We start from the raw sequence: 23,246 nt of genomic DNA on the forward strand, positions 1-23,246 counted from the left end.
GACGCCGGTCGTCTGACCGATCGAGCGTCACCGAACTACCAAGGCTAACATCAGATCCCATCTGTACGGCGGACCGCAGGGGTGGAATCCTCATTTCCTTCGGACGTATTCGTACACCGTCTGGGGTATATAACCCCTTCGGGTTCGAACCGTCCGAGATGACGGACCGAGTTGAACGGCCCGTCGATCACATCGTCTTTCGCGTTCGTATCCCAACACCCTCGTACATATAAGGGCATCGGATCACGGCCACGCCGGAAACCGCATCCGGCGGGGACTTCCGCGTGTAATTCGGGACGAGCCTGAAGTATATAAGGCCATCGTCCTCTGACGCCGACTGCTCGACGTCGGCCACGGGAATCCGAATGCCCTCGAGAGCGAGCGGATCGTCCGCTCGACGAGGGACGGATACGTATACTCCTTCCGTGCCGGAATGCGGCCGGAAGACGCGGCGGCGAGCGCCGCGTTGTTCGCATTACTGTCAAAGCCGGGTGAACATATAAGGCCGTCGTCTCGAGGAGACGATGGGCTACGTTGGACAGTCACGCGGGCGGTCGGATTCGGATGTGAACGACGGACGGTCGATCCCGCTACCGGCCGAGTCGGCGGCTGTCATCGACGGCGGTATCGATCGTCGATGGGTACATCACTCGCGCGTCGACCGATTCGATCCGACCAGCGTGCGAGCGATCCGTCTGCAGCCGATGCAGAAATCACGGAGAACGGGCAATCCGTCGTAGAGCCATACGAGAAACGCGAGCCCGGCGAGACCGAACTGGATCCAGACGTACGTCGACACGTCACCGGTGAGCAACGTCTGTACGTACCGCCCGAACAGCAGCTCGAACGCCTCGAAGAACCCCCGCCGAGCGGAGTCCCCAGGAACGACTGCGATCGGCCAGAGGACGATTTCGACGTAGACGACCCCCTCACTGGCGTAGGAATACAGGACGTCTCCCGGGAGATGCAGGAGGTAGCCGATCGGGAACGCGAGCGCGATCCGGGGGCGGCCGACACGGCGGGCGATCGTTCCCACGAGGATCGAGAGGGGGACGGCGAAGAACAGCGAGTGACCGATCGCATAGCCGGCCTCGAAGACGCCGAACTCCCACGCGAGCGGTTTGTCGATCAGGTCCGGCAGGACCGACGCGAAGACGACGGCGAAGGCGTCGGGTCCACTGGGGGAGGTCCGGAAGACGAGGTGACAGACCAGCGAATACGAGAGATAACCGATTATCGCGTGTTCCCACGGCCACATTGGCCGTACGGTAGCGCGGGCGGCGAATAGTTATATGGCCCCTGCACGTCCGGAATCCCGGGACGGTGAGAACCGGGCCGGCCGACGGCTCCGACTCGAGCGGTGACCCCATGGGTCGAGAAAGATGAGATTACCGGGAGCGTCGTGGGGATATAGCGACCCTTAGTCGCGCGCCCGTGCGAGCGTGCGAATACCGACATAATTTAGCACCCGTGGTCGTACGGTGACACATGGATCGTTCGGGATTCGTCAAACTCGCGGTCATTGCGCTGGGCCTCGTGGTCCTGAGCTTCTTCGTCCGGGGGATCAGTCGGATCGTCCTCAGCGTGGAGACGGCCGAACTGCTGCAGGCACCGATCGCGGTCGTCGGCTTCGTTCTCCTCGTCTACCTCTTCGTACGGGCGACCCTGGATTACGTCGGCATCTGGAAGATCGAAAACCCCGACGCGTGAGACGACCACGGGTCCGTGGACCGATGGGCGGCCGGAAATCGTCGTACGAGTCGTCGATGCGGTTCGCCGGAGGAGCGACGACCGGCGAGCGGCTGTCCGGAAGGAAACCGTTTTTCGCCCGCCCCACGAACCCAACGCCATGACAATCGACGTGCAGGCCATCGCCGACCTCGGGCCGGACGATCGCGTGGCCTTCTTCGAGCGCGACGCCGGTATCGAGGGGGTCAGAGAGGACATCCGTGAGATCGTCGACCGGGTCCGTACCGAGGGCGACGTCGCCGTCCGCGAGTTCACCAGCGAGTTCGACGGCGTCGAAGTCGGGAACCTCGAGATCACCGACGACTGCGAACGGGCCTACGACGAGATCGACGATGGGGTTCGATCGGCGATCGAGACGGCAGCCACGAACGTCCGCGAGTTCCACGAGGCACAGCTGCCCGAGGACTGGCGACGCGAGTTCGACACCGGGCGGGAGCTGGGACGGCGTTTCCGGCCGCTCGAGCGGGTCGGCGTCTACGTTCCCGGCGGATCGGCGGCCTACCCCTCGAGCGCGATCATGGGGGTCGTGCCGGCGGTCGTGGCTGGCGTCGATCACGTTTCGGTCGTGACGCCGCCGGCCGACGAGCTGAATCCGGTGACGCTGGCGGCGATCCACGCCGCGGGCGCGGACGCGGTCTACAGCGTCGGCGGCGCACAGGCGGTCGCGGGACTGGCCTACGGCACCGAGTCGATCACGAGCGTCCAGAAGATCGTCGGGCCGGGCAACAAGTGGGTGACGGCGGCCAAGGCCGAAGTTCGGGGCGACGTCGAGATCGACTTCCTCGCGGGGCCGAGCGAAGTCGTCGTGGTCGCCGACGAGACGGCCGACCCGGACCTCGTCGCCGCGGAACTACTTGCCCAGGCCGAACACGACCCGAACGCCTCGGTCGTGGCAGTCACCGACGACGCAGCGACCGCCGAGGCCGTCGCCGCCGCCGTCGACGAGCGCGTGGGCAAGCGCGAGCGCGAAGACGTGATCCGGGCGGCACTCGAAAACGACGCCAGCGGCGTGTTACACGCCCGATCGATGAGCGAGGCGATCCTCTTCACCGAGGAGTACGCGCCCGAACACCTCTCGATCATCGCCGCCGACGACGAGTCACTCCTCGAGCGTATCGATAGCGCGGGCAGCGTCTTCCTCGGGCCGAACACGCCCGTGGCGGCCGGCGATTACGCCAGCGGGACGAACCACGTGCTGCCGACGAACGGTGGGGCACGGGTCAGCGGCGGGCTCTCGGTCGAGACGTTCCTCCGGTCGACGACGGTCCAGCGCCTCTCCGGCGAGGGGCTGGCCGACCTCGGCGAGACGATCACCACGCTCGCCGACGCGGAGGGGCTCGAGGCCCACGCCGAGAGCGTTCGGACTCGACTCGAGGACGACGCAGGCAAATAGCGCCACACCGCCCCGAGTCACAGTGTGCGGAACGCTGAGCTGGTTTTACGTGGCTGGAGGTCCGAGTAGGAACCGAGATGGAACCGCATGTCGACCCGCTGGACGGGCGCGTCCTCGAGCGTAACTACGACTACGCACAGCGAAACGTGCGGCTCCTCTCGCTGTGGTACGACTGCGACGTGGCGCGGATGCTCGAGTTGCTCGCAGCACACGACATCGAACTCTCGCGCAACGACAGGCGACAGTTCGGCACGTGGTATCGCTCGCTCCGGCGGGCGAGCTGTTAGCGTGGCTCTTGGACCTCGTTGTACGCCTGATCGGGCGGCGGTGTCGTAAACCGGTTCGGTGGCGACGATCGTAACTATCCGCGCCGATATAACCAGAATCAGCTAGTTCGTTCGGCTCGACACGGCGTCACAGTTAACATCGTCGCGCCGAAAGGGATGGGTATGAGTACGTACAGTATGGATGGTGGGACCGCGGAGACGCAGCCGAAGATCGAAGTCACGGAAGCCGCCGCCGAGCAGGCCCTCTCGCTGCTCGAGGGCGAGGGGCTGGACGTGACCGAGGCCGGACTTCGGCTGTTCGTCCAGCAGGGAGGTTGTGCGGGCCTTTCCTACGGGATGCGGTTCGACGATGAACCCGACGAAGACGATACGATCTACGAACACCACGACCTGCGCGTGTTCGTCGACCCCGCGAGCCTGAAGTACATCGAGGGCAGCGTCCTCGATTACGAGGACGGGCTGCAGGCCGAGGGGTTCCACGTCGACAACCCGAACGTCGTCAGCGAATGCGGCTGTGGCGAATCGTTCCGGACGTAAGCGACTGCGGTTCACCGCGTCCCAGGTTCCACCGGATTTTCCGATGACCGACGGCCGACAGCTGCCGGTCACGTCGGAGAACGCCTCGAGGACGGAGTGACGACACGAGGCGTCGAGCGTTCCGTCCCGGCTTACTCCTCGAGTTCGAAGGCGACGGTGACTTCGGCCTGGTACTCGCGGTCGTCGGCGCTGGCGACTTCGACGCCGAGTTCGTCGACCTCGATCCACTGGACGTTCTGCAGCGTTGCCTCCGCGCGGTCGATGGCGTCGTCCGCGGCGGCGTCGAAACTCTCGGGGCTAGTACCGATCAGCGTGATCTTTTTGAAGACCATGGCCTCGTCATCTACGGCGCGTACCGACGTAAAACACGGCGTCGGTTCGGACCGAGTGAAAAACGGGCGGCCGGATCGGCGGCTTCAGCCGGCCCGCGAGTCGAACCGCTCTCGAATCGCGCTGGTGACGTTCGAGAGGTACGCACCGCCCCACGTCGCGACGATGAGCGCACCGATGGAGTTGAAAACGAAATCGAGCATCGTGTCCTCGAGCCCGTACTGGGTGAGGACGGCTCTGGTACCGAGCGCCTCGGCAGCCAACGCGATCGCGAACTCGAGGATCTCCCAGAGGACGCCGAACGCGATGACGAAAAGGAGGATAAACACCGCAATGAACCGCTGTGGGAGGTGGACTCCCTGGGCGTGTTCGTCGAACGCGCGAACGGTGGCATACCCCACGCCAGCGACCAGCGACGCCGACAGCGCGTGGGTCATGTGGTCCCACCACCAGACCTGGCTGTAGAGCGTGGCGGTCGCGCCGGGGAGCCCCACCGTACCGAAGGCGTGCAGGAAGACGGCGGTCGTGATCCACAGCGTGAGCCGCGGATCCATCGGAATCTCGTAGTCGCGCTCGAGCAGTGGCGGCAGCTGCGTGACGAGCAGGGCGACGCCGGTGTTGATGACGATGCCGCCGTTACCACGTTCGATGCCGATGAACAGCATACCGATCAGCCCGATCTCCATGAGGTAGGTGAGCTGGCGTTGCCGCTTCCGAGAGGGAACGATGTCGGCGAGGCTAGTCATCGTCACCCCCACCGATCGGGACGTCGTCGACGAGTCGAGTCCGGTCGGCACGTCCGAGCCGCCTGAAGTAGAGTTCGAAGATGAGACCGGCCCCGAGGCCGCTGATGGCCGAATAGACGAACTCCCACATCACGTCGTCGTGGTCGGCGGTGAACGGAACGCCCAGGACACCGGCGGCGCTCCACCGAAGGAGAGCCCAGAGGGCAGCGGCGGCCATCGTCGCGACCACGACGAAGACGACGGCGAAGCCGGGCGTCATCCGTACTGTGGTAAACGCCTGCAGTTCGACGGTGAGGACGAGCGCGATGGCCGCGACCGAGAGGTAGGACGTGACGTGTCCCATTAGCCGGTCGGCACCGAACGCGACACCGAGGACCGGCAACGCCGCCAACAGGAGGACCTCCCAGGGGAGCATGACCAGCGGTGATCGAAAAGCGACGGGTGGGATAATCGCGAGAGCCACGAGAACCGCCGCGAACGTCATCCAGAGAATGCCGCCAGTAATCAGCGCACCGATACCGATGCTCGCGATCGCGGCGACCAGTATCCACGCGATCGCTGCGTTCGATCGCCCGTCCGCGAGCAATCCCTCGAGTGAAGCCTGCGACACAGTGGTCCGTACCGCCTACTCTCATAAAAGCGTATTTTGTCCCACACTGAAACGAAGGCTGCGGCCCAGCGCTACGGCGCGATAGCAAACAGATAGACTGACGAGTAGGCGACGAGCGCAACGGTGACGGCCGCCAGCGCAGTCACCCCGGCCTCGAGTAGCGTCTCGAGTTCGGGCAGACCCCGAACGCTCGCGAACGCGGCGGGAGTCGGCGTCTCCCTGATGACGCCACAGACGAGACCGACGCCGAGGATCGAGAAGACGAAGTGGTAAGACACCTCGAGCGTCGGCGGCGTCACCGCGAGCGCGGCGAGACCGTAGGCGACGCCGGCGGCGGCCCGACGGTTGACAGTGGCGACGACCGAGCGATCGGTGAGCCGACAGAGGACGGCGGCCGCGAGCCAGATCGTCGCGAGTTCGATGGCGAACGCACCGAGCAGGTGCAACGTCGGGTCGGGATGGAGGACGAGTCGCGACTCGAGGACGGCGGCGTCGAAGGGGAAAAACCAGTCGGGGGGCGACCCGGTTACGAGATCGCCCCACGGATGCGACCAGAGTCCCCAGAGCGCGGCGAGACCGACCGTCGCCGGCGACACCCGCGTTCGACGCGCGATCAGCCGGGCGATGACGCCGCCGCTGGCGGCGAACAGCCCCGTGACGAGCGCGGCGATGGGACCGCCCCAGACGAGCGCGATGGCGACGAGCGCCGCGAGGACGGCGATCCCGACGGCCCGGACGAGCCGCACGCGAGGGGCGTAGCCGCGGACGGCGAGCAGGCCGAAGGCCGGTGCGGCGACCGCGCCGACGACCAGCGAGTGGGTGACCGAGCGGTGGACGCCGCGGCTGGCGTCCCAGAACGCCGTCGACGCGCCGAGCGCGCCGTCGCCGGCCTGCCACTCGAGCAGGCCCACGAGCGCGTACGCGACGTCGATATCGGGAATTGCGGCGAACGCGCCGGCGATAGCCCCGACGAGAAGCGCTCGTTGGGGGGCCCAGCCTCGCCAGTCGGCGACGAGCGCCGCGACGGCGAACGCGAGGAGCGCGTGACCGACGAACATGATATGTCGCCTATGCAGTGAGTCGGCTTAAACGGCTCGCAGCCACGCCGGACGGTACCACGGGTCATTGTCGGTGGTGAAGATGTCGAGATACGGCCGTGTTCGCGAACGAAACCACGATACCGAGACCGGCTTCGATTCGGCCGCTCGAGGACCTGTAATTCGCCGCTGCCGGTAGGTCTTTGCGAGTGGCCGGCGAGCACACGCCCATGGCTCAGACACCGTCGAACGAGGCGGATCGCGCGCCATCCGTCGGCGAACTCACACCCCCTGACCGGACCCTGATGGGGCCCGGACCGAGCGACGTGAACCCGAGGGTTCTCCGAGCGATGAGTACGCCGCTGGTCGGTCACCTGGATCCCTCCTTCGTCGAGATCATGGACGAGGTCCAGGAGCTGTTGCGTTATACGTTCCGAACGGACAACCAGTGGACGATCCCGGTTTCGGGAACCGGCTCCGCGGCGATGGAGGCCGCGATCGGCAACGTCGTCGAGCCCGGCGACACCATGCTCGTGCCGACCAACGGCTACTTCGGCGGGCGGATGGCCTCGATGGCCGAGCGCGCGGGCGGCGAGGTCGTCGAGGTATCGGCACCGTGGGGCGAACCGCTCGAGCCCGACGACGTCGCGGACGCGCTGGCCGAACACGACCCCGACGTCTTCGGGTTCGTCCACGCCGAGACGAGTACGGGCGTCCTCCAGCCCGACGTCCCGGAACTGACCGCCGCGGCCCACGACCACGACGCCCTGGTCATCGCCGACACCGTCACCTCCCTTGGCGGGGTCGAGTTGCGAGTCGACGAGTGGGGCATCGACGTGGCGTACTCGGGACCCCAGAAGTGTCTCTCCTGTCCGCCGGGCGCGAGCCCGCTGACCCTGTCGGACGAGGCCATGGAGAAGGTCCTCTCGCGCGACGAGGATCCTCGCTCGTGGTATCTCGATCTCTCCCTGCTCGAGGGCTACTGGGGGGAGGAGCGCGCGTATCACCACACCGCACCGATCACGAACGTCTACGCGATCCGGGAGGCCCTGCGGCTGGTCGCCGAGGAGGGAATCGAGAACCGCTGGGCCCGCCACGAGCGACTGGCCGGCGCGCTGAAGGCCGGCGTCGAGGCGATGGGTCTCGAGATGAACGCCCCCGACGAGTACTGGCTGCCGAGCCTCAACGCCGTCCGCGTTCCCGAGGGCATCGACGACGGCGCGGTCTGTGACGCCTTGCTCGAGCAGTACGACCTCGAGATCGCCGGCGGGCTGGGCGATCTCGCCGGCGACATCTTCCGGATCGGCTGCATGGGTCACTCCGCACGGCCCGAGAACGTGATCTACGTCGTGACGGCGCTTGGCGACGTCCTCGAGTCGATGGGCGCGGCCGTCGATCCGGGCGCAGGCGTCACTGCGACGCGTAACGCGCTCGAAAAATAGTCCGCAGCCGCGGTCGTCGGCTGTTCTACGCTGTTACTCGCGGTCCTGGTGGCGCTCGTTCGACCTGATAGTCCTCTCCGTCGACGACGATGATGGCCCACTCGTAGTTCGGGTTCGTCCGCTCGAGTCGTGCCTCGAGGTCGTCGGCGTCGTCCGGTTCGGCGACGAAACAGTGGAACTGTCCCGACGCCGACGTCGGAAGTTCGTCCGCCTCGAGGACGGCGTTGACGTGAACGACCTTCCATGCTCGTTCGGCACGGAACTCGGGGCCGTTGCCTTCGACGGTGTAACCCAACTCTGCGAAGATCGACCTGGCCTGCTCGACGAGCCGCATGTTAACAGGACCCATTCAATACCACCTATGTCGGCATCCACCATAAATGTTAGTACGTGACAAGAACGAGGGGTTACTTCCGAACGAACGGGAACTATCCCGCTCTTTCGGTTCGTTCGTACCGAAGGCGGCCGGCCGTTCGCCGAGTAATCGTCTATTGGCCTCTGCAGCGATGTCGCGATCTCGAGGAGAACCCCGTCCGAATCCGGCCTCGAGGGATCACACGATCCTATTCGTGGGCGGCGTCCCACTCGGTCGGCTTGCGGAAGTTCCCACACTGATTGCACTTGATACGGCCCATCGCGTCCATCGCGTTGTCGAAGCTCTCGCAGTTCGTACAGAACCAGCCGTACCGGCGTTCGAAGTCGGACGACTCGTATGCGGCGAGAAACGGGCCCTTCGACCCCTTGTCGCCGTCCGTCTCGGACACGAAGACGGTGTTGCCGTCGTCGGTCGACCAGGATTGCATGTTCGGGCATAGCCGCGCTCACCCTAAATGACTGTCTCTCCGCCCGACCGGCTCGCGGGGATCGAACGGGGACGGCTCCCCATCCCATGGGACAGGTTCGCAGTGTAGACTGTCCGTACTGAAAGGTTTACCCGCCCGGGTGTCCTTCGGTTGTCTAATGTCGTTGGTCGTCGTCCCCGTTCGGTATCCGCTGTCGAAACACTCGCGGCGAACGCTCGAGCGGGCGATCGAGGTCGCGCGCGACCGGGACGCGGCGCTGACGGTCCTCCACGTCGACCTCTACCAGAACGGGAAGAAAGTGAGCCGGATCGACCTGAAAAACACGGTCGAGAGTACGTTCGGGCGACTCGAGAACGCCCGGTACGTCGTCCGGACGGGGTTCCTCGTCGAGGAAAGCATCCTCGACGAGGTCGGTGCGGAGGAGGCCGACGTCGTCGTCGTCGGGACCAAACAGGCCAGCCGACTCCGGCGACTCTTCCAGCGCTTTACGGACAACCCGGATATCGACAGCTATCTGCGGACACACCTCGACTGCGAGGTCATCACGGTCGAGAGCGCGCGGGCCTGATACGAACCGTTGTACGTCCGGGCTACTCCTCGCCGGCGTTCCGAACGACGAACACCGGGATCGAAGCGTTGTCGACGACCCGCTCGGAGACGCTGCCCAGCGACGTCACCTTCTCGCGGGGACTCTTGCCCCGGGTTCCGATGACGATCAGATCGATCCCCTGCTCCTCGGCGTACTCGAGGATCGTCTTCGACGGGGTCCCCTGTCGGATCTCGGCGACGGTTTCGAGGCCCTCGTCCGTCGCGCGGTCCTCGACGGCGGCGACGGCTTCTTCGCCCTCCGCCTCGAGCGAGCGCTCGAGGTCAGTACTGGTCTCGTCGTCGGCGGCCGCGGTGACGCGACTGTCGACGACGTAGAGACCGTGAACCGTCGCGTCGTTGTCGGCGGCGATCGGCAGTGCGTGTGCGAGCGTCTCGGGAATCGTGTCGCTTCCGTCGGTGGGAACGAGAATGTCGTCGTACATCGTCGAGTGACTGTCGACTTGGATCGGGGAGGGCATAAATCACCCCCACGATACCGGGAGCCCGGACCCGGACCGAGACCGACCCCCGAGGCGTCACCGATCGGCCGGGTCCGCGGGGCTGTCGCCGGCTTCGGCCGGGGCATCCGGGGCCCGTCGCTCGCTGTCGATGACGCCGACGCGTGCGACGCCGCTGGTGTCGTCGAAGACGTGATGGCGATGCGGGTAGGCGAACTCGACGTCGAGATCCGCGAACCGCTCGCCGATGGCGTCCTGGACCGCCGATCGGACGACGAGTTGCTTGTAGGGGTGTTTCATCCAGAACAACAGTTTGAGGGAGACGCCATGCTTGCCGTACTCGTCGACGTAACAGGACGGCGCTGCGGCGTAGCGGGCGCTGCCGATCCGGATATCGGGGCCGCCGGAGATGACGTCGTCGACGTTCCGAGCGGCCCGCTCGGCGGCCCGGCGCGCCGCCTCGAGGTCGCTCTCGTAGGTGATATCGAAGCCGACGGAAACGCGGGTCCGCTCGTCCTCGGCGGAGTAGTTGACGACGTCGCGGGCGTGAATCTCGGAGTTGGGGATGACGATGAAAGTGTTCTGTAGGGTGAAGATCTTCGTGTAGCGGATCGTGATGTCCTCGACGAAGCCGCGGTGGCCGGCGTCGGTCACTTCGATCATGTCGCCGATCTCGTAGGGTCGATCCGCCAGCACGTAGAGGCCGTTGATCAGGCTGCCCGCGATCGGCGCGAGGACGATCGCGATCACGGCCGAGATGACGGTCACCGACAGGAGGATCTCGGTGTTGCCGACGCCGATGATTCCGGCGGCGATGCCGGCCGCCCAGAGGAAGACGGCGAGCCTGACGCCGCGAAGCACCGTCCGGGTGACGCTGGGCCGTTCGATGCGGCGGGCGACCGTCCGCCCGGCGATCCGGACGGCGAGCTTCGAGAGATACCAGCCGACGACGAGAACGACGAGCGCGAGGCCGATCTCGATCGCTCGCGGCGGGACCATATCCGGGAGGAACGCCTGCAGCTCCTCGGCTGCCGTGGTGCTGTTCTCGGCCGCCGTACTCTCGTTCCCCTGGAGGACCGCGCGCATACCAACACGCTCAGGTGCGGTGTGGTTAAGCGTTCTGACCCTCTCTCCGTGCGACCGATTTACAAATAACCCGATTTCGAAAACGCGTGCTACTCGATGTATAATAAATCATTTAATCACTGGGGGCATAGGAGCCGGTATGGCACCAGACGAGCTTCGCTCGACCGTCGAGCGCGTCGGGGACCGGTTCAACCTCGGCGAGTACGAGATCGACGCCTATCTCACCGTGTTAGAGCAGGGCCAGCTGACGGCCAGCGAGATCGCCGACCGGACGGAGATCCCCCAGCCTCGAGTCTACGATACCGTGCGCAGTCTCAGCGACCGCGGACTCGTCGAACTGCGCGAGTCCCGCCCGATGAAAGTCGTCGCGCTCGATCCCGGCGAGGCCTTCGACGACGTCCAGACCTCCCTCGAGCGGATGGTCGACGAACTCGAGGCCCGATACACCGCGCCGGCCCGCGACACCGAGGCCGTCTCCCTGGTCAAGTCCCGATCGACGATCCTGCGCTACCTCGAGGAGGTCATCGACGCCGCGGAGTTCGAACTCGCGCTGTCGCTGACGCCGGACCTGCTGACCCGGTTCGAGGAGGACTTGCGCGCGGCCGTCGACGCCGGCGTCAGCGTCGACCTGATCGTGACACCGGCCAGCGAAGCGCCCGACCCCGCCGAGTTCGCCTACGGTGAGGTCGCCTCGACCGCCCGCGCGCGACGCGGGATCACGACACCGGTACTCGCCGTCGCCGACGGCAACTACTCCGTCTACGCGACCCAGGACGCCCTGCGCGACGATCAGGACCGATACGGCGTCATCTTCAACCGCTCGGCGCTTGGCTTTTTGGTCTCGGGCTTTTTCGGAACCGTCCTCTGGACGACCGCCGAGGAGACGCTCGGCGAGGACGACACCGCGCGGTCGTACCCCCGCAAGTACGCCTCGATCCGCCGGTGTGTCAAGGACCTCATCGACGAGGGCGGGGAGTTCTACGCCACGATCGAGGGTCGGGACGTCGATGTCGGCGGCCAGCGGGTCGTCCGCGGTCGGGTTCTCGATATCTCCTTCGAGATCAGCGAGGAAGTCGCGAGCCTCACGATCGAGACGGCCGACGGCGAGGAACTCTCGGTCGGCGGTCGCGTCGCCGCGCTCGAGGACATCGAGGCCCACGAGATCCACATCGGCCGGGACGAGCCGCCGACGCTCGACGACTGAGCGGTGTGAAAGCGGTCGCCGGCCGGCCGGCGTCGGTCCGCTCGCGTTCGGAGTCGATCGCCCTGGATCCGACGCCCACGGTCGAATACGCTCGGCCGGCACCTGCCGACCGTCGCCTCGAAATCGGCGACTAGACGCCGCCCTGCGAGCCGCCCGAAACCGGCTCGACCGTGGCTCGTACGCCCGCGTCCGCGTAACGGAACCGTTATCGGGACAGTCAGCTTTTATTATCATATTTACAGCTAACAATTAAGGTGGTGACCGTGGTCCGTCCCCTCGCATGGGACGAGATACCACCGGCGGGGACGACCGCTTCAGCGCCGGACGGCGGTCGTTCCTGACCGGGACGGCGGCCGCGACGGCGGGAGCCGTGGGGGTCGCCGGCTGCCTCAGTCGGGGCCCGGGCCCGAACACCGTCGTGATGACCGCCGATTCGGGCGTCGCGGGGATCATCCAGGGCGACGGCGACGGGCCGTCGGTCCAGCAAGCGCTCTGGGATGCGGGACTGGACGAGGACATCAACATCGAGATCCAGACCGTCGTCAGCGACTCCGCGTCACGGATGCAGACCGCCCAGTCGGCCCTCGAGGCGGGTCGAGCCCCGCCGGACATCCACATGATGGACAGCGGCTGGACGGTCCCGTTTATCCTCCGAAACCAGACGGTCAACCTGACCGAAGAGCTGTCCGAGGACGTCCTCGAGCGGGTCAACAGCGACTATCTCGAGGCGATCCTCGAGACGGCGCGGGACCCCCAGACCGGTGATCTCCACGCGCTGCCGCTGTTCCCTGATCTGGGTTTTACCCTGTACCGCCAGGACCTGCTCGAGGACGCCGGCTACGATACGAGCGGCTGGGGGACCGACCCGCCCCGCTGGGAGGAGTTCGCGTCGGCGGTCCGTGACGCGCGAGACGGGGCCGGCCTCGACTACGGGTTCACGACGCAGGCGGCCGCGTACGAGGGGCTGTCCTGTTGTACGTTTAACGAGGTGATGACCTCCTGGGGCGGGGCCTACTTCGGCGGCACCGACAACCTGTTTACCGCCGGCGAGCGGCCGATTACGGTCGACGAAGAGCCGGTGATCGACGCGATCCGGATGATGCGATCGTTCATCGAGGGCGAGCAAAGCAGTGCCGACCAGTTCGCACAGATCTGCCCGTCGGCGGTCGTCCAGTGGACCGAACAGCAGTCGCTCAGTCCGTTCGCGGACGGGAGCGCCGTCTCGAACCGGAACTGGTCGTTCGCGATCGCACAGACGGGCACGGAGGAGGCCTTCGGCGAGGATTTGGGCGTGATGACCCGGCCGTACGCGGTCTCGGAGTCCAACGCCGAGTACCAAGGTACCGGCGGCACCACGGCGGCACTTGGCGGCTGGAACCTCGCCGTGAGTCCGTTCTCGGATCGGCAGGCGGAGGCGCTGCAGGTCCTCGAGGCGTTCGCCACCGAGGAGGTCATGCTCGCGGTGTTCGAACTCGGGGGGTATCTCCCCCCGAACCTCGATCTGGTCGCGGAGGCGGACCCGGACGACGTCGGCCCTGTCGCTCGCTACGCCGACGTGGTCCAGTTGGCCAGCGAGAACGCGATCCCGCGACCGGCGACCGACCTCTGGCCCGAGCAGTCCGCGCTGATCTATCAGTCGGTAAACGCGGCCTATCGCGGCGTGCAATCGCCCGAGGCGGCGATGAACGATCTCGCCGAGGAACTCGAGCAGAGCGAGGCGGAGGTGGCTACCGATGGCGACTGACACAGATACGGACGGGATCGGCGACACCGGACGGCGCCAAGACCGGGAGCGGACCGGCAACGCCGTCGTCAACTGGATGGAGGGACTGAGCGAGGCGGCGTACGCGTACCTGCTGTTATTGCCGGCGTTCGCGCTGTTGACGCTGGTCGCGTTCTACCCGATGCTCCGGACGTTCGTCATGTCGCTGCGCGCCGATCAGACGCGAGGGCTGGACCCGCTTGGCGGGTTCGTCGGCATCGAGAACTACGTCGACATCCTCACGGGGAACGCACGGCTGGCCCGGCAGTTCCTCGACGTGGGACTGACCTCGTCGTTTCCCTTCGTCGAACTCGGGACCCCGTTCTTCCAGCAGGCGTTGTTCGTCACGCTCGCGTTCGCGGTCATCAGCGTCGTCATGGAGACGGTGATCGGGTTCGGACAGGCCTACGTCCTCGATCAGGACTTCCGGGGACGACGGTGGGTCCGCGTGGCGATCATCCTCCCGTGGGCGGTGCCGATCGTCATCCAGGGAATGATCTTCTTTCTCCTCTTTCAGCCGACGGTCGGATTCGGCTCCGACCTCATGCAGAGCCTGGGAATCTTCAGCGCGACGCCGCTTGCCAACAGCCGCGACGCCTTCATCATCATCCTCGTGGCCGACATCTGGAAGTCGTCGGCCTTTATGGCCCTGCTGATCCTCGCGGGGCTACAAAGCGTCGACCGCAGCCTGTACGATGTCGCGCGCGTGGCCGGGGCCTCGCCATGGCAGCGGTTCAAACTCATCACGCTCCCGCTGGTGATGCCGGCTCTGCTCGTCGCAATGTTGTTCCGAACGATGGACGCGATGCGGGTGTTCGGACTGATCGAGTCGACGGCCGGCTGTACGACGGTGCCGTCGCTGACCTGCCTCGTCGTCGAGGCGATGTTCGGCGGCACGCGCATCTACGCGACCGCCGCCGCCGTGGCCTTCGGGACGGCGCTGGTCATCGGCCTGATCATCGGCATCTACCTGCTGCTGTTTCGCGACACCGAAGGAGGGATGTACTGATGTCCGATCCACGAGACACCACCGATCCAAGCGGCATCGACGAGTCGGGAGCCGATCCGCCACGCGATCCGACGCTTCGCCGCCCCGACGGCGGCACACCTGCGAGCGGGTCCGACGACGCCTCGATCCTCAAAGACGGCCGGGACGCGGAACTCGACCGGGGCCCGTTTCAGCAGTGGGTCGCCGATTCCATCGAGAACCCGGACCGGGTCTACCGGGCGATGTTCTACGTCGCCGCGGTCTTTTTCCTCTTTACGACGCTGTTTCCCTTCTACTGGCTGCTCATGGTCGCGCTGACGCCGGAGGGACAGCTCCAGAACATCGTCTTCACGCCGAACGGCTTCAACCCCGGCGCGTTCGTCGAAGTGTTCCAGGTCATCCCCTTCCACGTCTACATGTTCAACAGTTTCGTGATCGCGCTTGCCTCGACGGCCGTCGTCCTCGTCGTCGCCAGCCTCGCCGGCTACGCGTTCGGCCGCCTCGAGTTCCCCGGCCGAACGCCGCTGATGCTGTTAGTGTTGGTGATTTCTTTCTTCCCGCCGGCGGCCTTCTTCATCCCGCTGAACGACCTGTTCAACACCTCCTTTTTCTTCCTCGAGCCGATCACCGGCGACGGGACCCTCTACAACACGCCCTTTGCCCTCGTGACGCCGCTGTCGGCGATCTTCATGCCGCTGGCGATCTTCATCCTCACGACCTTCTACGGACAGATCCCCGACGGGCTAGAGGACGCGGCCCGGGTCGAGGGGACGACGCGACTCGGCGCGCTGTTCCGGGTCATCATCCCGCTGTCGGCCCCCGGCGTCGCGACCGCGGGCGTGTTGACGTTCATCGCAACCTACAACGAGTTCTTCTTCTCGTTCCTGATGACCGACGGCCAGCCGGAGAACTGGGCACCGATCCTCGACGGCATTCTGGCCTATCAGGGCCAGTACCAGGTCCTGTACCACCTCATGGCCGCCGCGAGCATCCTCGGGGTGATCCCCGTCGCGATCCTCGTGGTCATCGCACAGGAAAAGATCGTGAGCGGACTGACCGCGGGCGCACTCAAAGAGTAACACAATGGCACGAGTACGACTCGAGAACATCACGAAACGGTACGGTGAGGAAACGGCGGTCGACGACATCAGCCTCGAGGTCGAGGACGGCGAGTTCGTCACCTTCGTCGGCCCCTCGGGCTGTGGGAAGTCGACGACGATGGAGACGGTCGCGGGGCTGACCCAGCCCACCGAGGGACGGGTCTACATCGGCGACGACGAGGTCACCGACCTCGCCCCGAAGGACCGGGGGGTCGCGATGGTCTTCCAGAACATCGCCCTGTTCCCCCACATGGACGTCTACGAGAACATCTCCTTCGGGCTCCGGCTCCGGAAATACGACGACGAGGAGGTCCGCCGTCGCGTCGAGGAAGCGGCCGATATCGTCCAGCTCGAGGGGATGCTCGATCGGATGCCCTCGGAGATGTCCGGTGGCCAGCAACAGCGGGTCGGCATCGCCCGCGCGATCGTGCGCAACCCCGACGTGTTCCTGATGGACGAGCCGCTTGCCAACCTCGACGCGAAGCTGCGGGTCCACATGCGGACTGAACTCCAGCGGCTCCATCGGGAGCTGGACGCGACGGTCATCTACGTCACCCACGATCAGGCGGAGGCGATGACGATGTCCAACCGGATCGCCGTCCTGAACGACGGCCGACTCCAGCAGATCGCCGCACCGCTTACCTGTTACAACGAACCCACGAACCTCTTCGTCGCCGGCTTCATCGGCTCACCCTCGATGAACTTCGTCGAGGGAACGCTCGTCGAGGACGGTCTCGAGACGAACAACTTCACCGTCGACCTCGATCCCTCGCAGCTGTCGGAAGTCGGCGTCGGCGACGCCGTTACCCTCGGTGTCAGACCGGAGGACGTCCACTTGACCCGGTACGCCGACTCGCTGACCGACTCGACCGATCGGATCGGGGCCCGGACCGACGTCCTCGAGCCGATGGGCGACGAGGTCTTCGTCTACCTGTTGCTCTCCGAGGCCGCGGCCGGGTCGATGGAACAGGATCCCGCTACCTCGCCAAATCAGTTGCTGATGAGCGTTACCCCCGATACGGAGATCGAGGCGGGCGAGGACGTCGACGTCGTGTTGGACCGTTCGAAGATCCACCTCTTCGAGACGGCCTCCGGTGACGCCTTACTCCACGGGTTGACGGACCGATCGGGACGGGAACCGGGGACGACACCGACGGAAGCCGACACCTGATCGGCCCCGCCGATCCGACTCCACCCACTCGTCGTTTGGCGACGGATCGAAGGTCTTCGAGCCCCCATATTCGATATAGCGACTATCGGTGTATCAGATCGAGACGAGACGCTCGCAGCGGCCTCCCAGACAATGACACCTGACCGAACTGACATCAAAACCGGCATCGTCGGCCTCGGAAACATCGGCCAGTACCACGCAGAGCGACTCGTCGACCTCGGCGTCCCGCTGGTCGGTGGCATGGACGTCGCTGCCGAGGCCCGGACACGGTTCGCCCGGCGATACGACGTCGACGTTTACGACGACCACCGGGCGTTATACGACGGCGTCGACGCCGTCATCATCACGACCCCGAACAAGTACCACGAGGAGTACGCCGTCGACGCGTTCGAACGCGGGTTACACGTCCTCCTCGAGAAGCCACTGGCCCACTCGATCGACAGCGCCAAGCGGATCGCCGAGGCCGCGGCGGCCTCGGACGGGGTCGGCATGGTCGGGTTCAACAACCGCTTTGCGAACACGGTCCGGATCGTCAAAAACCGCATCGAACGGGGGGATCTCGGCGACGTCTCACATATCGAGGCGAACTACGTTCGGCGACGCGGCATCCCCGGACGAGGGTCGTGGTTCACCCGCCGACAGATCGCCGGCGGCGGTGCGTTGATCGATCTCGGCGTCCACGCGATCGATCTCGCACTGTACCTGCTCGAGTATCCCGCAGTCGAGGAGGTGACCGGCGTCTCGCGCGGGGTGTTCGGCTCTCGCGAGGAGTACGCCTACCTCGATATGTGGGCCGAGGACGCCGGACCGGGCGGGTTCGACGTCGACGACTCCGCCAGCGCGTTCATCCGCTGTGGGGACAACCGGACCATCTCGCTCGAGGTCGCGTGGGCGACCAACCGGCCGGCCACCCACGAGTTCGTCGCCCGGGGAACCGACGCGGCCGCCCGCTTCGACCTCCTCGAGGGCGATCTCAGCGTCCACTCCGCGAGCAATGTCGGCCCCGACCACCTCGAGGACACGACGATCGAAACGCGGCAGAACGACACCCACTCGGACGAACAGCGGGCGTTCTTCGGCCGGATAGTCGGGGACGGCGATGCGGTGGGCACGTGTGCCGACAGCGTTCAGGAAGCGTTGACGGTCCAGCGGCTCGTCGACGGGATCTACCGCTCGAGCGAGGAGGGACGGACGGTCAGGATCGACGAGTGAAAAGGACCCACAGCCCAGCGGCGAGCGACCGGCCGCCATCGGCTGCCTGCCCTCGTTTTATCCCCGCGGCCGTGGTCGCTGACCTATGCAGATCGGCGTCCACACCCCGCCGCTGGCCGACGAACAACTCGAGAGTGCGCTACCTTATCTCGACGACCTCGGCGTCGACGCGATCGAACCCGGCGTCGGCGGCCACCCGGGGCAGGATCACCTCGTCCGGTCCGAGTACCTCGACGACGAGACCGCACAGGCCGAGTTGGGGGACCTTCTCGAGGAGTGTGACATGGAGATCAGTGCGCTCGCGACCCACAACAACCCGCTCCACCCCGACGACGAGCGGGCCGCCGAGGCCGACACCGAACTCCGGGAGGCGATCCGGCTGGCCGCCCAGCTCGAGGTCGACGCAGTCACCTGTTTCTCGGGACTGCCGGCGGGCGGGCCGAACGACGAGGTCCCCAACTGGATCACCGCGCCGTGGCCGCCCGAACACGCCGACGCGCTCGAGTACCAGTGGGAGCAGGCGGTCGACTACTGGGGCGAGATCGCCGACGACGCGGCCGATCACGGGGTCGACGTCGCGATCGAGATGCATCCGAACATGTTGATCTACGAACCCCACGGGCTGGCACGGCTCCGCGAGGAGACCGGCGAGCGGATCGGGGCGAATTTCGATCCATCCCACCTCTACTGGCAGGGAATCACCATCACCGACGCGATCCGCTATCTGGGCGAGCGCGACGCGATCCACCACGTCCACGCCAAGGACACCAAGATCTACGACGCGCAGGCCCGCGAGAAAGGGGTGCTGGACACGACCGCCTACGACGACGAACCGAACCGATCGTGGCTCTTCCGGTCGGTCGGCTACGGGCACGGCGAGGCCCACTGGAAGGATATCGTCTCGGCGCTCCGGCTGGTCGGCTACGACGGCACCCTAAGCATCGAACACGAGGACTCGCTGACGAGTTCACGGGAGGGCCTCGAGAAGGCGATCGAACTGCTCGATCGAGCGGTCCTCGAGACACAGCCGGGCGAGGCCTACTGGGCCGACTGAGGCGACTTACTCCTCGATGGCCCGGCTAACCGACTCGTCGGCGGCCCGATCGCGGACCTCGACGCCATCGGCGCGAACGACGATCTCGTAGCCCTCGTACTCGAGGGAGACCACCGCGTTGCTTTCGGTTCCCGCGGCGGTTCGGAACAGTTCGTCGAGCGCCTCCGGGTTGACCGCGGTAAACAGCGGCTCGTAGGCCGGGGGCTCGATCTCGGTGACGTCGACGCCTTCGTGCGCGGCGATCGCCTCGATGATCGCCTGAGAGGGCGGCACCTCTCCATTCGGCGTCGACGGTTCGTCCGGAGAGGACATACTAGCCGCTAAGAGAGTCCGCCGGATAAGGGTGGTGGCAAACGTGGACTTTGATGCCTATAGGTAATACCTTCGTATCGGCTCAGTCATTAGAAGGGGCAGGTGCCGTTGATCGGTCGCCGACGGCGACGGGACGCGATCGGACGGCTGGGTCGACGGCTACGAGTCGTCGCGTGCCCGCTCGAACATCGCGATCGCCTGCTCGCGGCGGGCCGCGTGGTCGACGATCGGGGCCGGGTAGTCGGGGGCGATTCGCTTTCGCTCCGCATCGGACAGTTCGTGCCAGCCGTGGATCTCCGCGGGGCTCGCGTCGGCGAATTCGGGGACGTACTCGCGGATATACTCGGCATCGGGGTCGTACTCGCGGCCCTGTTTCATCGGGTTGAACACCCGGAAATACGGCTGGGCGTCGGTCCCGGTCGAAGCTGCCCACTGCCAGCCGCCGACGTCGTTAGCGGTGTCGTGGTCGGCCAGCGTCCGGCGGAACCAGTCGTAGCCGGCCCGCCAGTCGAGCAGGAGGTCCTTGGTCAGAAACGAGGCCACGAGCATCCGCACGCGGTTGTGCATCCATCCCTCGGCTTGGAGTTGGCGCATCCCCGCGTCGACGATCGGACACCCCGTCTCGCCGGCCTGCCACGCGGCGAGCGCGTCGGGATCGTCGCGCCACTCGATGTCGTTCTCGTAGCCACTGAAATCCTCGGTGACGGTTTCGGGATTGAACGCGAGGACGTGGGCGTAGAACTCCCGCCAGGCGAGCTGGCGCTGGAACTCGCGGACGCTCTCGCGGTCGTCGTCGCTCTCGGCTCGCTCGGCTGCCCGCTCGGTCGCCACGTACAGCTCCCGCGGCCCGATCGTCCCCCACTTCAGCTGCGGCGAGAGCCGCGACGTGCCGCTCTCGGCCGGGTAATCGCGCCGGTCCGCGTAGTCGTAGATCGGCCCCGAACAGAAGTCGGCGACCCGCTCTCGAGCCGCCGCCGTCGTCACCGTCGGCGGCGTCGCCTCGGGTTCGTCGAATCCGAGGTCCGAAAGCGTCGGGATCGGCTCGCCCGAGACGGCCGCGAGGTCGTCCGCATCCGGTTCGACCGCGGGCTCGCGTTTGTCCCGGTCGCGCCACTTCTTCCAGAAGTAGGAAAACACCGAGTAGTGATCGCCCTGATTGGGCGTGATCGAGCCCGGTTCGTGATGGATCGCGTCGTGGAGCGACTCGGCGGCGATGCCCTCGTCCTCGAGGGCCGCCCGGACCGCCCGGTCGCGCTCGCGTGCGAGCCCGCTGTAGTCCTCGTTCCAGACGACCGTCGTCGCGTCGTACTCGGCCGCGACCTCGGGAACGGCCGCGCTCGCCTCGCCGCGGACGACGAGCAGGTCGCTCCCGCGATCTCGGTACTGCGACCGCAGGTCCTCGAGCGCCTCGAGCAACGTCGCGACCCGGACGGGCGAGGCGTGGTCGAGGACCGTCGGATCGAGGACGAACAGCGGAACGACCGACTCGTCGGCGGCCGCGGCGCGTGCCAGTCCGCGGTTGTCGTCGGGCCGGAGATCCCGGCGATGCCAGAAGACGTTCACGGTCGCAGTCGGGGCTCAAGGACCGAAAGCGTGGGGATGGCGGCGACGTGGTCGCGGCCTTTCTCCACGAGATCGATCGGCGATCCGAACGGTCACGAATTGATGATAGTAATCGATCGCTGAACGTGTTCACTAACGAAGGGTAGAGGTTCGATGACTGTCTTTTCCTCAGGTATATGTCGGCCATAACAATGCCCGATGCTGTCGACGCTCGAGCCGTGGAACCCGTTCCCATTCCGGTTGCGGCGGCCGATCCCGAGTGATCGGTCGCGGCCGCGCCGGGGAACGGCCACGACAGACAGCTATGAAACTCGCACTCATCGGCTTCGGTCAGGCAGGCGGGAAGGTCGTCGACGAGTTCCTGGCGTTCGACGAGCGGACCGGCGGCGGCTTCGTCGAGTCCGCAATCGCGGTCAATTCCGCGACGACGGACCTGAAAGGGCTCGAGCGCGTCCCGGAACGGAACCGCGTCCTCGTCGGACAGGCCCGGGTGAAAGGCCACGGTGTCGGCGCGGACAACGAACTCGGTGCCGAAATCGCCGAGGCGGACATCGACGAGATACAGGGCGCGATCGATCGGATTCCGGTCCACGAAATCGACGCCTTCCTCGTCGTCGCTGGCATGGGCGGCGGCACCGGGAGCGGCGGCGCACCGGTCCTCGCGAAACACCTCCGACGGATCTACACCCAACCCGTCTACGGGCTCGGGATCCTCCCCGGGACCGACGAGGGCGGGATCTACACGCTCAACGCGGCCCGGTCGTTCCGCACGTTCGTCGACGAGGTCGACAACCTGCTGGTCTTCGACAACGACGCATGGCGCAGCGCCGGCGAGTCGGTCGCGGGCGGCTACGACCGGATCAACCGCGAGATCGTCGAGCGGTTCGGGCTCCTCTTCGCCGCCGGCGAGATCGACCAGGGCGATCACGTCGCCGAAAGCGTCGTCGACTCCTCGGAGATCATCAACACGCTCTCGGGCGGCGGCGTCTCCACTATCGGGTACGCCAGCGAGACGGTCGAGACCGACGACGGACTGCTCTCGTCGCTGACCGGCGACGATGGATTCGACGAGGGCGCGGCGACCAACCGGCTGACGAGCCTCGTCCGCAAGGCCACGCTCGGCCGGCTGACCCTGCCCTGTGACGTCGCCAGCGCCGACCGCGGGCTGGTCGTCGCCACCGGCCCGCCGAGCCGGCTCAACCGCAAGGGCGTCGAGCGCGGCCGGCAGTGGCTCGAGGACGAGACGGGAAGCATGGAGATCCGCGGTGGCGATTACCCCCTGCCCGACCGGAGCGAGGTCGGGACGATCGTCCTGCTGTCGGGAGTCACCGACGTGCCGCGGATCGACCAGCTCCAGCAGGTCGCCATCGAGGCTCAGGAGACGACCGAGGACGTCCGGGCGCAGGCCGACGAGGCGTTTACGTCCCTGATGGACACCGGCGGGGAACTCGACGCACTATTTTAGTTGTCCGAGGGCCCGCGGCGTTCGTCGACCGTGAACCTGAAGGGAAGCCTCTCACGACCCTACACGGAGACGGTATCGGCCGGCGAACGACGGGGAACTAAGACGCCCGCCGCCCGAGAGTCGCGGGAATGACTGCCGACGAGATCACGCGCATCGACGTTGGCGGGGACGCGCCGGAAGGGACCAACAGTGCGTACCTCGTTGGCGATCGGGCCGTCGTCGACCCCGGACCGCCGACCGACCGCGCGTGGCGCGACCTCCGAGCGGGCCTCGAGCGAGCCGGCGTCGAGCCGGCGGCGCTGGAGTACGTCCTCGTGACTCACTGGCACGCGGATCACGCCGGCCTCGC

26 protein-coding genes are annotated in these 23,246 nt (G+C 66.3%); 15 read left to right on the forward strand and 11 right to left on the reverse strand.

The window, feature by feature from the left end:
* Positions 1–646 precede the first annotated feature (646 nt).
* Entirely contained in the window at positions 647–1,258 is a 612-nt protein-coding gene (locus ACSBP4_RS18815; protein ID WP_435553125.1) for a metal-dependent hydrolase, read from the reverse strand.
* A gap of 230 nt (positions 1,259–1,488) precedes the next feature.
* Here ACSBP4_RS18815 and ACSBP4_RS18820 point away from each other — a divergent pair, with 230 nt between their 5' ends.
* The 4 genes from ACSBP4_RS18820 (at position 1,489) to ACSBP4_RS18835 (ending at position 3,966) form a co-directional block, all read left to right on the forward strand.
* Positions 1,489–1,710 carry a hypothetical protein gene (locus tag ACSBP4_RS18820; protein ID WP_006648665.1) on the forward strand — a complete coding sequence of 74 codons (222 nt, stop codon included), beginning with the start codon at positions 1,489–1,491 and terminating at the stop codon, positions 1,708–1,710.
* A gap of 139 nt (positions 1,711–1,849) precedes the next feature.
* The gene (gene hisD / locus ACSBP4_RS18825; protein WP_435553126.1) at positions 1,850–3,142 is read left to right on the forward strand and encodes a histidinol dehydrogenase; all 1,293 of its coding nucleotides are present in this window, start codon (positions 1,850–1,852) and stop codon (positions 3,140–3,142) included.
* A gap of 77 nt (positions 3,143–3,219) precedes the next feature.
* Positions 3,220–3,429 carry a hypothetical protein gene (locus tag ACSBP4_RS18830; RefSeq protein ID WP_006180929.1) on the forward strand — a complete coding sequence of 70 codons (210 nt, stop codon included), beginning with the start codon at positions 3,220–3,222 and terminating at the stop codon, positions 3,427–3,429.
* 162 nt (positions 3,430–3,591) lie between these two features.
* Positions 3,592–3,966 (forward strand): HesB/IscA family protein, encoded by a 375-nt coding sequence (locus ACSBP4_RS18835; RefSeq protein WP_435553127.1) that lies wholly within the window; start codon positions 3,592–3,594, stop codon positions 3,964–3,966.
* Positions 3,967–4,097: 131 nt separating this feature from the next.
* Here the strand turns inward: ACSBP4_RS18835 and ACSBP4_RS18840 are convergent, their stop codons facing one another.
* The 4 genes from ACSBP4_RS18840 to ACSBP4_RS18855 all read right to left on the reverse strand — a co-directional run bounded on the left by ACSBP4_RS18840 (position 4,098) and on the right by ACSBP4_RS18855 (position 6,710).
* Positions 4,098–4,298, reverse strand: a complete 201-nt coding sequence (locus ACSBP4_RS18840) for a dodecin (RefSeq protein WP_006180927.1) — start codon at positions 4,296–4,298, stop codon at positions 4,098–4,100.
* Positions 4,299–4,382: 84 nt separating this feature from the next.
* The gene (locus ACSBP4_RS18845; protein WP_006648668.1) at positions 4,383–5,042 is read right to left on the reverse strand and encodes a hypothetical protein; all 660 of its coding nucleotides are present in this window, start codon (positions 5,040–5,042) and stop codon (positions 4,383–4,385) included.
* Positions 5,035–5,652: a hypothetical protein gene (locus ACSBP4_RS18850; RefSeq protein WP_435553128.1), complete on the reverse strand. Its 618-nt coding sequence runs from the start codon at positions 5,650–5,652 to the stop codon at positions 5,035–5,037. The genes ACSBP4_RS18845 and ACSBP4_RS18850 overlap by 8 nt, the downstream gene beginning before the upstream one ends.
* 71 nt (positions 5,653–5,723) lie before the next feature.
* Positions 5,724–6,710 (reverse strand): metal-dependent hydrolase, encoded by a 987-nt coding sequence (locus ACSBP4_RS18855; protein ID WP_049964153.1) that lies wholly within the window; start codon positions 6,708–6,710, stop codon positions 5,724–5,726.
* A gap of 209 nt (positions 6,711–6,919) precedes the next feature.
* Between ACSBP4_RS18855 and ACSBP4_RS18860 the strand changes: the two genes are divergently transcribed.
* Complete coding sequence (locus tag ACSBP4_RS18860) at positions 6,920–8,131, forward strand: pyridoxal-phosphate-dependent aminotransferase family protein (RefSeq protein WP_049964154.1); 1,212 nt, start codon at positions 6,920–6,922, stop codon at positions 8,129–8,131.
* Positions 8,132–8,156: 25 nt separating this feature from the next.
* On the opposite strand, the gene ACSBP4_RS18865 is transcribed toward ACSBP4_RS18860, so the two are convergent.
* Positions 8,157–8,465, reverse strand: a complete 309-nt coding sequence (locus tag ACSBP4_RS18865; protein WP_006180922.1) for a DUF7116 family protein — start codon at positions 8,463–8,465, stop codon at positions 8,157–8,159.
* A gap of 229 nt (positions 8,466–8,694) precedes the next feature.
* Positions 8,695–8,934, reverse strand: a complete 240-nt coding sequence (locus ACSBP4_RS18870; RefSeq protein ID WP_006180921.1) for a DUF5816 domain-containing protein — start codon at positions 8,932–8,934, stop codon at positions 8,695–8,697.
* 157 nt (positions 8,935–9,091) lie between these two features.
* Between ACSBP4_RS18870 and ACSBP4_RS18875 the strand changes: the two genes are divergently transcribed.
* Positions 9,092–9,502 carry a universal stress protein gene (locus tag ACSBP4_RS18875; protein ID WP_006180920.1) on the forward strand — a complete coding sequence of 137 codons (411 nt, stop codon included), beginning with the start codon at positions 9,092–9,094 and terminating at the stop codon, positions 9,500–9,502.
* A 22-nt stretch (positions 9,503–9,524) separates the two neighbouring features.
* Here the strand turns inward: ACSBP4_RS18875 and ACSBP4_RS18880 are convergent, their stop codons facing one another.
* Together ACSBP4_RS18880 and ACSBP4_RS18885 are read right to left on the reverse strand one after the other, a co-directional pair.
* A complete protein-coding gene (locus ACSBP4_RS18880) occupies positions 9,525–9,965 on the reverse strand; it encodes a universal stress protein (protein WP_049905527.1) in 441 nt (146 codons plus the stop codon).
* 93 nt (positions 9,966–10,058) lie between these two features.
* Positions 10,059–11,066 (reverse strand): mechanosensitive ion channel family protein, encoded by a 1,008-nt coding sequence (locus ACSBP4_RS18885; RefSeq protein WP_049964155.1) that lies wholly within the window; start codon positions 11,064–11,066, stop codon positions 10,059–10,061.
* Between the two features lie 139 nt (positions 11,067–11,205).
* Here ACSBP4_RS18885 and trmB point away from each other — a divergent pair, with 139 nt between their 5' ends.
* The 7 genes from trmB to ACSBP4_RS18920 all read left to right on the forward strand — a co-directional run bounded on the left by trmB (position 11,206) and on the right by ACSBP4_RS18920 (position 19,557).
* Positions 11,206–12,270: an HTH-type sugar sensing transcriptional regulator TrmB gene (gene trmB, locus ACSBP4_RS18890; protein WP_006648674.1), complete on the forward strand. Its 1,065-nt coding sequence runs from the start codon at positions 11,206–11,208 to the stop codon at positions 12,268–12,270.
* Between the two features lie 280 nt (positions 12,271–12,550).
* Positions 12,551–14,014, forward strand: a complete 1,464-nt coding sequence (locus tag ACSBP4_RS18895) for an extracellular solute-binding protein (RefSeq protein WP_435553129.1) — start codon at positions 12,551–12,553, stop codon at positions 14,012–14,014.
* Positions 14,004–15,041: a carbohydrate ABC transporter permease gene (locus tag ACSBP4_RS18900; RefSeq protein ID WP_006648676.1), complete on the forward strand. Its 1,038-nt coding sequence runs from the start codon at positions 14,004–14,006 to the stop codon at positions 15,039–15,041. The genes ACSBP4_RS18895 and ACSBP4_RS18900 overlap by 11 nt, the downstream gene beginning before the upstream one ends.
* Positions 15,041–16,099 (forward strand): carbohydrate ABC transporter permease, encoded by a 1,059-nt coding sequence (locus ACSBP4_RS18905; protein ID WP_006648677.1) that lies wholly within the window; start codon positions 15,041–15,043, stop codon positions 16,097–16,099. The genes ACSBP4_RS18900 and ACSBP4_RS18905 overlap by 1 nt, the downstream gene beginning before the upstream one ends.
* Positions 16,100–16,103: 4 nt before the next feature.
* Positions 16,104–17,291 (forward strand): ABC transporter ATP-binding protein, encoded by a 1,188-nt coding sequence (locus ACSBP4_RS18910; RefSeq protein WP_049964158.1) that lies wholly within the window; start codon positions 16,104–16,106, stop codon positions 17,289–17,291.
* A 132-nt stretch (positions 17,292–17,423) separates the two neighbouring features.
* Positions 17,424–18,503, forward strand: coding sequence for a Gfo/Idh/MocA family protein (locus ACSBP4_RS18915; RefSeq protein WP_049964159.1), 1,080 nt, complete (start codon positions 17,424–17,426; stop codon positions 18,501–18,503).
* An 85-nt stretch (positions 18,504–18,588) separates the two neighbouring features.
* Complete coding sequence (locus ACSBP4_RS18920; RefSeq protein ID WP_435553130.1) at positions 18,589–19,557, forward strand: sugar phosphate isomerase/epimerase family protein; 969 nt, start codon at positions 18,589–18,591, stop codon at positions 19,555–19,557.
* 6 nt (positions 19,558–19,563) lie between these two features.
* Here the strand turns inward: ACSBP4_RS18920 and ACSBP4_RS18925 are convergent, their stop codons facing one another.
* Complete coding sequence (locus ACSBP4_RS18925) at positions 19,564–19,869, reverse strand: HalOD1 output domain-containing protein (protein WP_049905528.1); 306 nt, start codon at positions 19,867–19,869, stop codon at positions 19,564–19,566.
* 159 nt (positions 19,870–20,028) lie between these two features.
* Entirely contained in the window at positions 20,029–21,432 is a 1,404-nt protein-coding gene (locus tag ACSBP4_RS18930; RefSeq protein WP_435553131.1) for a cryptochrome/photolyase family protein, read from the reverse strand.
* A 304-nt stretch (positions 21,433–21,736) separates the two neighbouring features.
* Here ACSBP4_RS18930 and ACSBP4_RS18935 point away from each other — a divergent pair, with 304 nt between their 5' ends.
* Positions 21,737–22,897: a tubulin/FtsZ family protein gene (locus ACSBP4_RS18935; RefSeq protein WP_006648684.1), complete on the forward strand. Its 1,161-nt coding sequence runs from the start codon at positions 21,737–21,739 to the stop codon at positions 22,895–22,897.
* Positions 22,898–23,025: 128 nt separating this feature from the next.
* On the forward strand, positions 23,026–23,246 hold a 221-nt coding region (locus ACSBP4_RS18940), incomplete at its 3' end, for an MBL fold metallo-hydrolase (protein ID WP_435553132.1).

The organism is Natrinema sp. CGMCC1.2065 (assembly GCF_051225675.1).
Lineage (GTDB): Archaea > Halobacteriota > Halobacteria > Halobacteriales > Natrialbaceae > Natrinema > Natrinema thermotolerans.

Bases quoted from the DNA above. Each gene is read 5' to 3' on its own strand.
- ACSBP4_RS18815 (WP_435553125.1), bottom strand. From the start codon at position 1,258: ATGTGGCCGTGGGAACACGCGATAATCGGTTATCTCTCGTATTCGCTG.
- ACSBP4_RS18820 (WP_006648665.1), top strand. From the start codon at position 1,489: ATGGATCGTTCGGGATTCGTCAAACTCGCGGTCATTGCGCTGGGCCTC.
- hisD (WP_435553126.1), top strand. From the start codon at position 1,850: ATGACAATCGACGTGCAGGCCATCGCCGACCTCGGGCCGGACGATCGC.
- ACSBP4_RS18830 (WP_006180929.1), top strand. From the start codon at position 3,220: ATGGAACCGCATGTCGACCCGCTGGACGGGCGCGTCCTCGAGCGTAAC.
- ACSBP4_RS18835 (WP_435553127.1), top strand. From the start codon at position 3,592: ATGAGTACGTACAGTATGGATGGTGGGACCGCGGAGACGCAGCCGAAG.
- ACSBP4_RS18840 (WP_006180927.1), bottom strand. From the start codon at position 4,298: ATGGTCTTCAAAAAGATCACGCTGATCGGTACTAGCCCCGAGAGTTTC.
- ACSBP4_RS18845 (WP_006648668.1), bottom strand. From the start codon at position 5,042: ATGACTAGCCTCGCCGACATCGTTCCCTCTCGGAAGCGGCAACGCCAG.
- ACSBP4_RS18855 (WP_049964153.1), bottom strand. From the start codon at position 6,710: ATGTTCGTCGGTCACGCGCTCCTCGCGTTCGCCGTCGCGGCGCTCGTC.
- ACSBP4_RS18860 (WP_049964154.1), top strand. From the start codon at position 6,920: ATGGCTCAGACACCGTCGAACGAGGCGGATCGCGCGCCATCCGTCGGC.
- ACSBP4_RS18865 (WP_006180922.1), bottom strand. From the start codon at position 8,465: ATGCGGCTCGTCGAGCAGGCCAGGTCGATCTTCGCAGAGTTGGGTTAC.
- ACSBP4_RS18870 (WP_006180921.1), bottom strand. From the start codon at position 8,934: ATGCAATCCTGGTCGACCGACGACGGCAACACCGTCTTCGTGTCCGAG.
- ACSBP4_RS18875 (WP_006180920.1), top strand. From the start codon at position 9,092: ATGTCGTTGGTCGTCGTCCCCGTTCGGTATCCGCTGTCGAAACACTCG.
- ACSBP4_RS18880 (WP_049905527.1), bottom strand. From the start codon at position 9,965: ATGTACGACGACATTCTCGTTCCCACCGACGGAAGCGACACGATTCCC.
- ACSBP4_RS18885 (WP_049964155.1), bottom strand. From the start codon at position 11,066: ATGCGCGCGGTCCTCCAGGGGAACGAGAGTACGGCGGCCGAGAACAGC.
- trmB (WP_006648674.1), top strand. From the start codon at position 11,206: ATGGCACCAGACGAGCTTCGCTCGACCGTCGAGCGCGTCGGGGACCGG.
- ACSBP4_RS18895 (WP_435553129.1), top strand. From the start codon at position 12,551: ATGGGACGAGATACCACCGGCGGGGACGACCGCTTCAGCGCCGGACGG.
- ACSBP4_RS18900 (WP_006648676.1), top strand. From the start codon at position 14,004: ATGGCGACTGACACAGATACGGACGGGATCGGCGACACCGGACGGCGC.
- ACSBP4_RS18905 (WP_006648677.1), top strand. From the start codon at position 15,041: ATGTCCGATCCACGAGACACCACCGATCCAAGCGGCATCGACGAGTCG.
- ACSBP4_RS18910 (WP_049964158.1), top strand. From the start codon at position 16,104: ATGGCACGAGTACGACTCGAGAACATCACGAAACGGTACGGTGAGGAA.
- ACSBP4_RS18915 (WP_049964159.1), top strand. From the start codon at position 17,424: ATGACACCTGACCGAACTGACATCAAAACCGGCATCGTCGGCCTCGGA.
- ACSBP4_RS18920 (WP_435553130.1), top strand. From the start codon at position 18,589: ATGCAGATCGGCGTCCACACCCCGCCGCTGGCCGACGAACAACTCGAG.
- ACSBP4_RS18925 (WP_049905528.1), bottom strand. From the start codon at position 19,869: ATGTCCTCTCCGGACGAACCGTCGACGCCGAATGGAGAGGTGCCGCCC.
- ACSBP4_RS18935 (WP_006648684.1), top strand. From the start codon at position 21,737: ATGAAACTCGCACTCATCGGCTTCGGTCAGGCAGGCGGGAAGGTCGTC.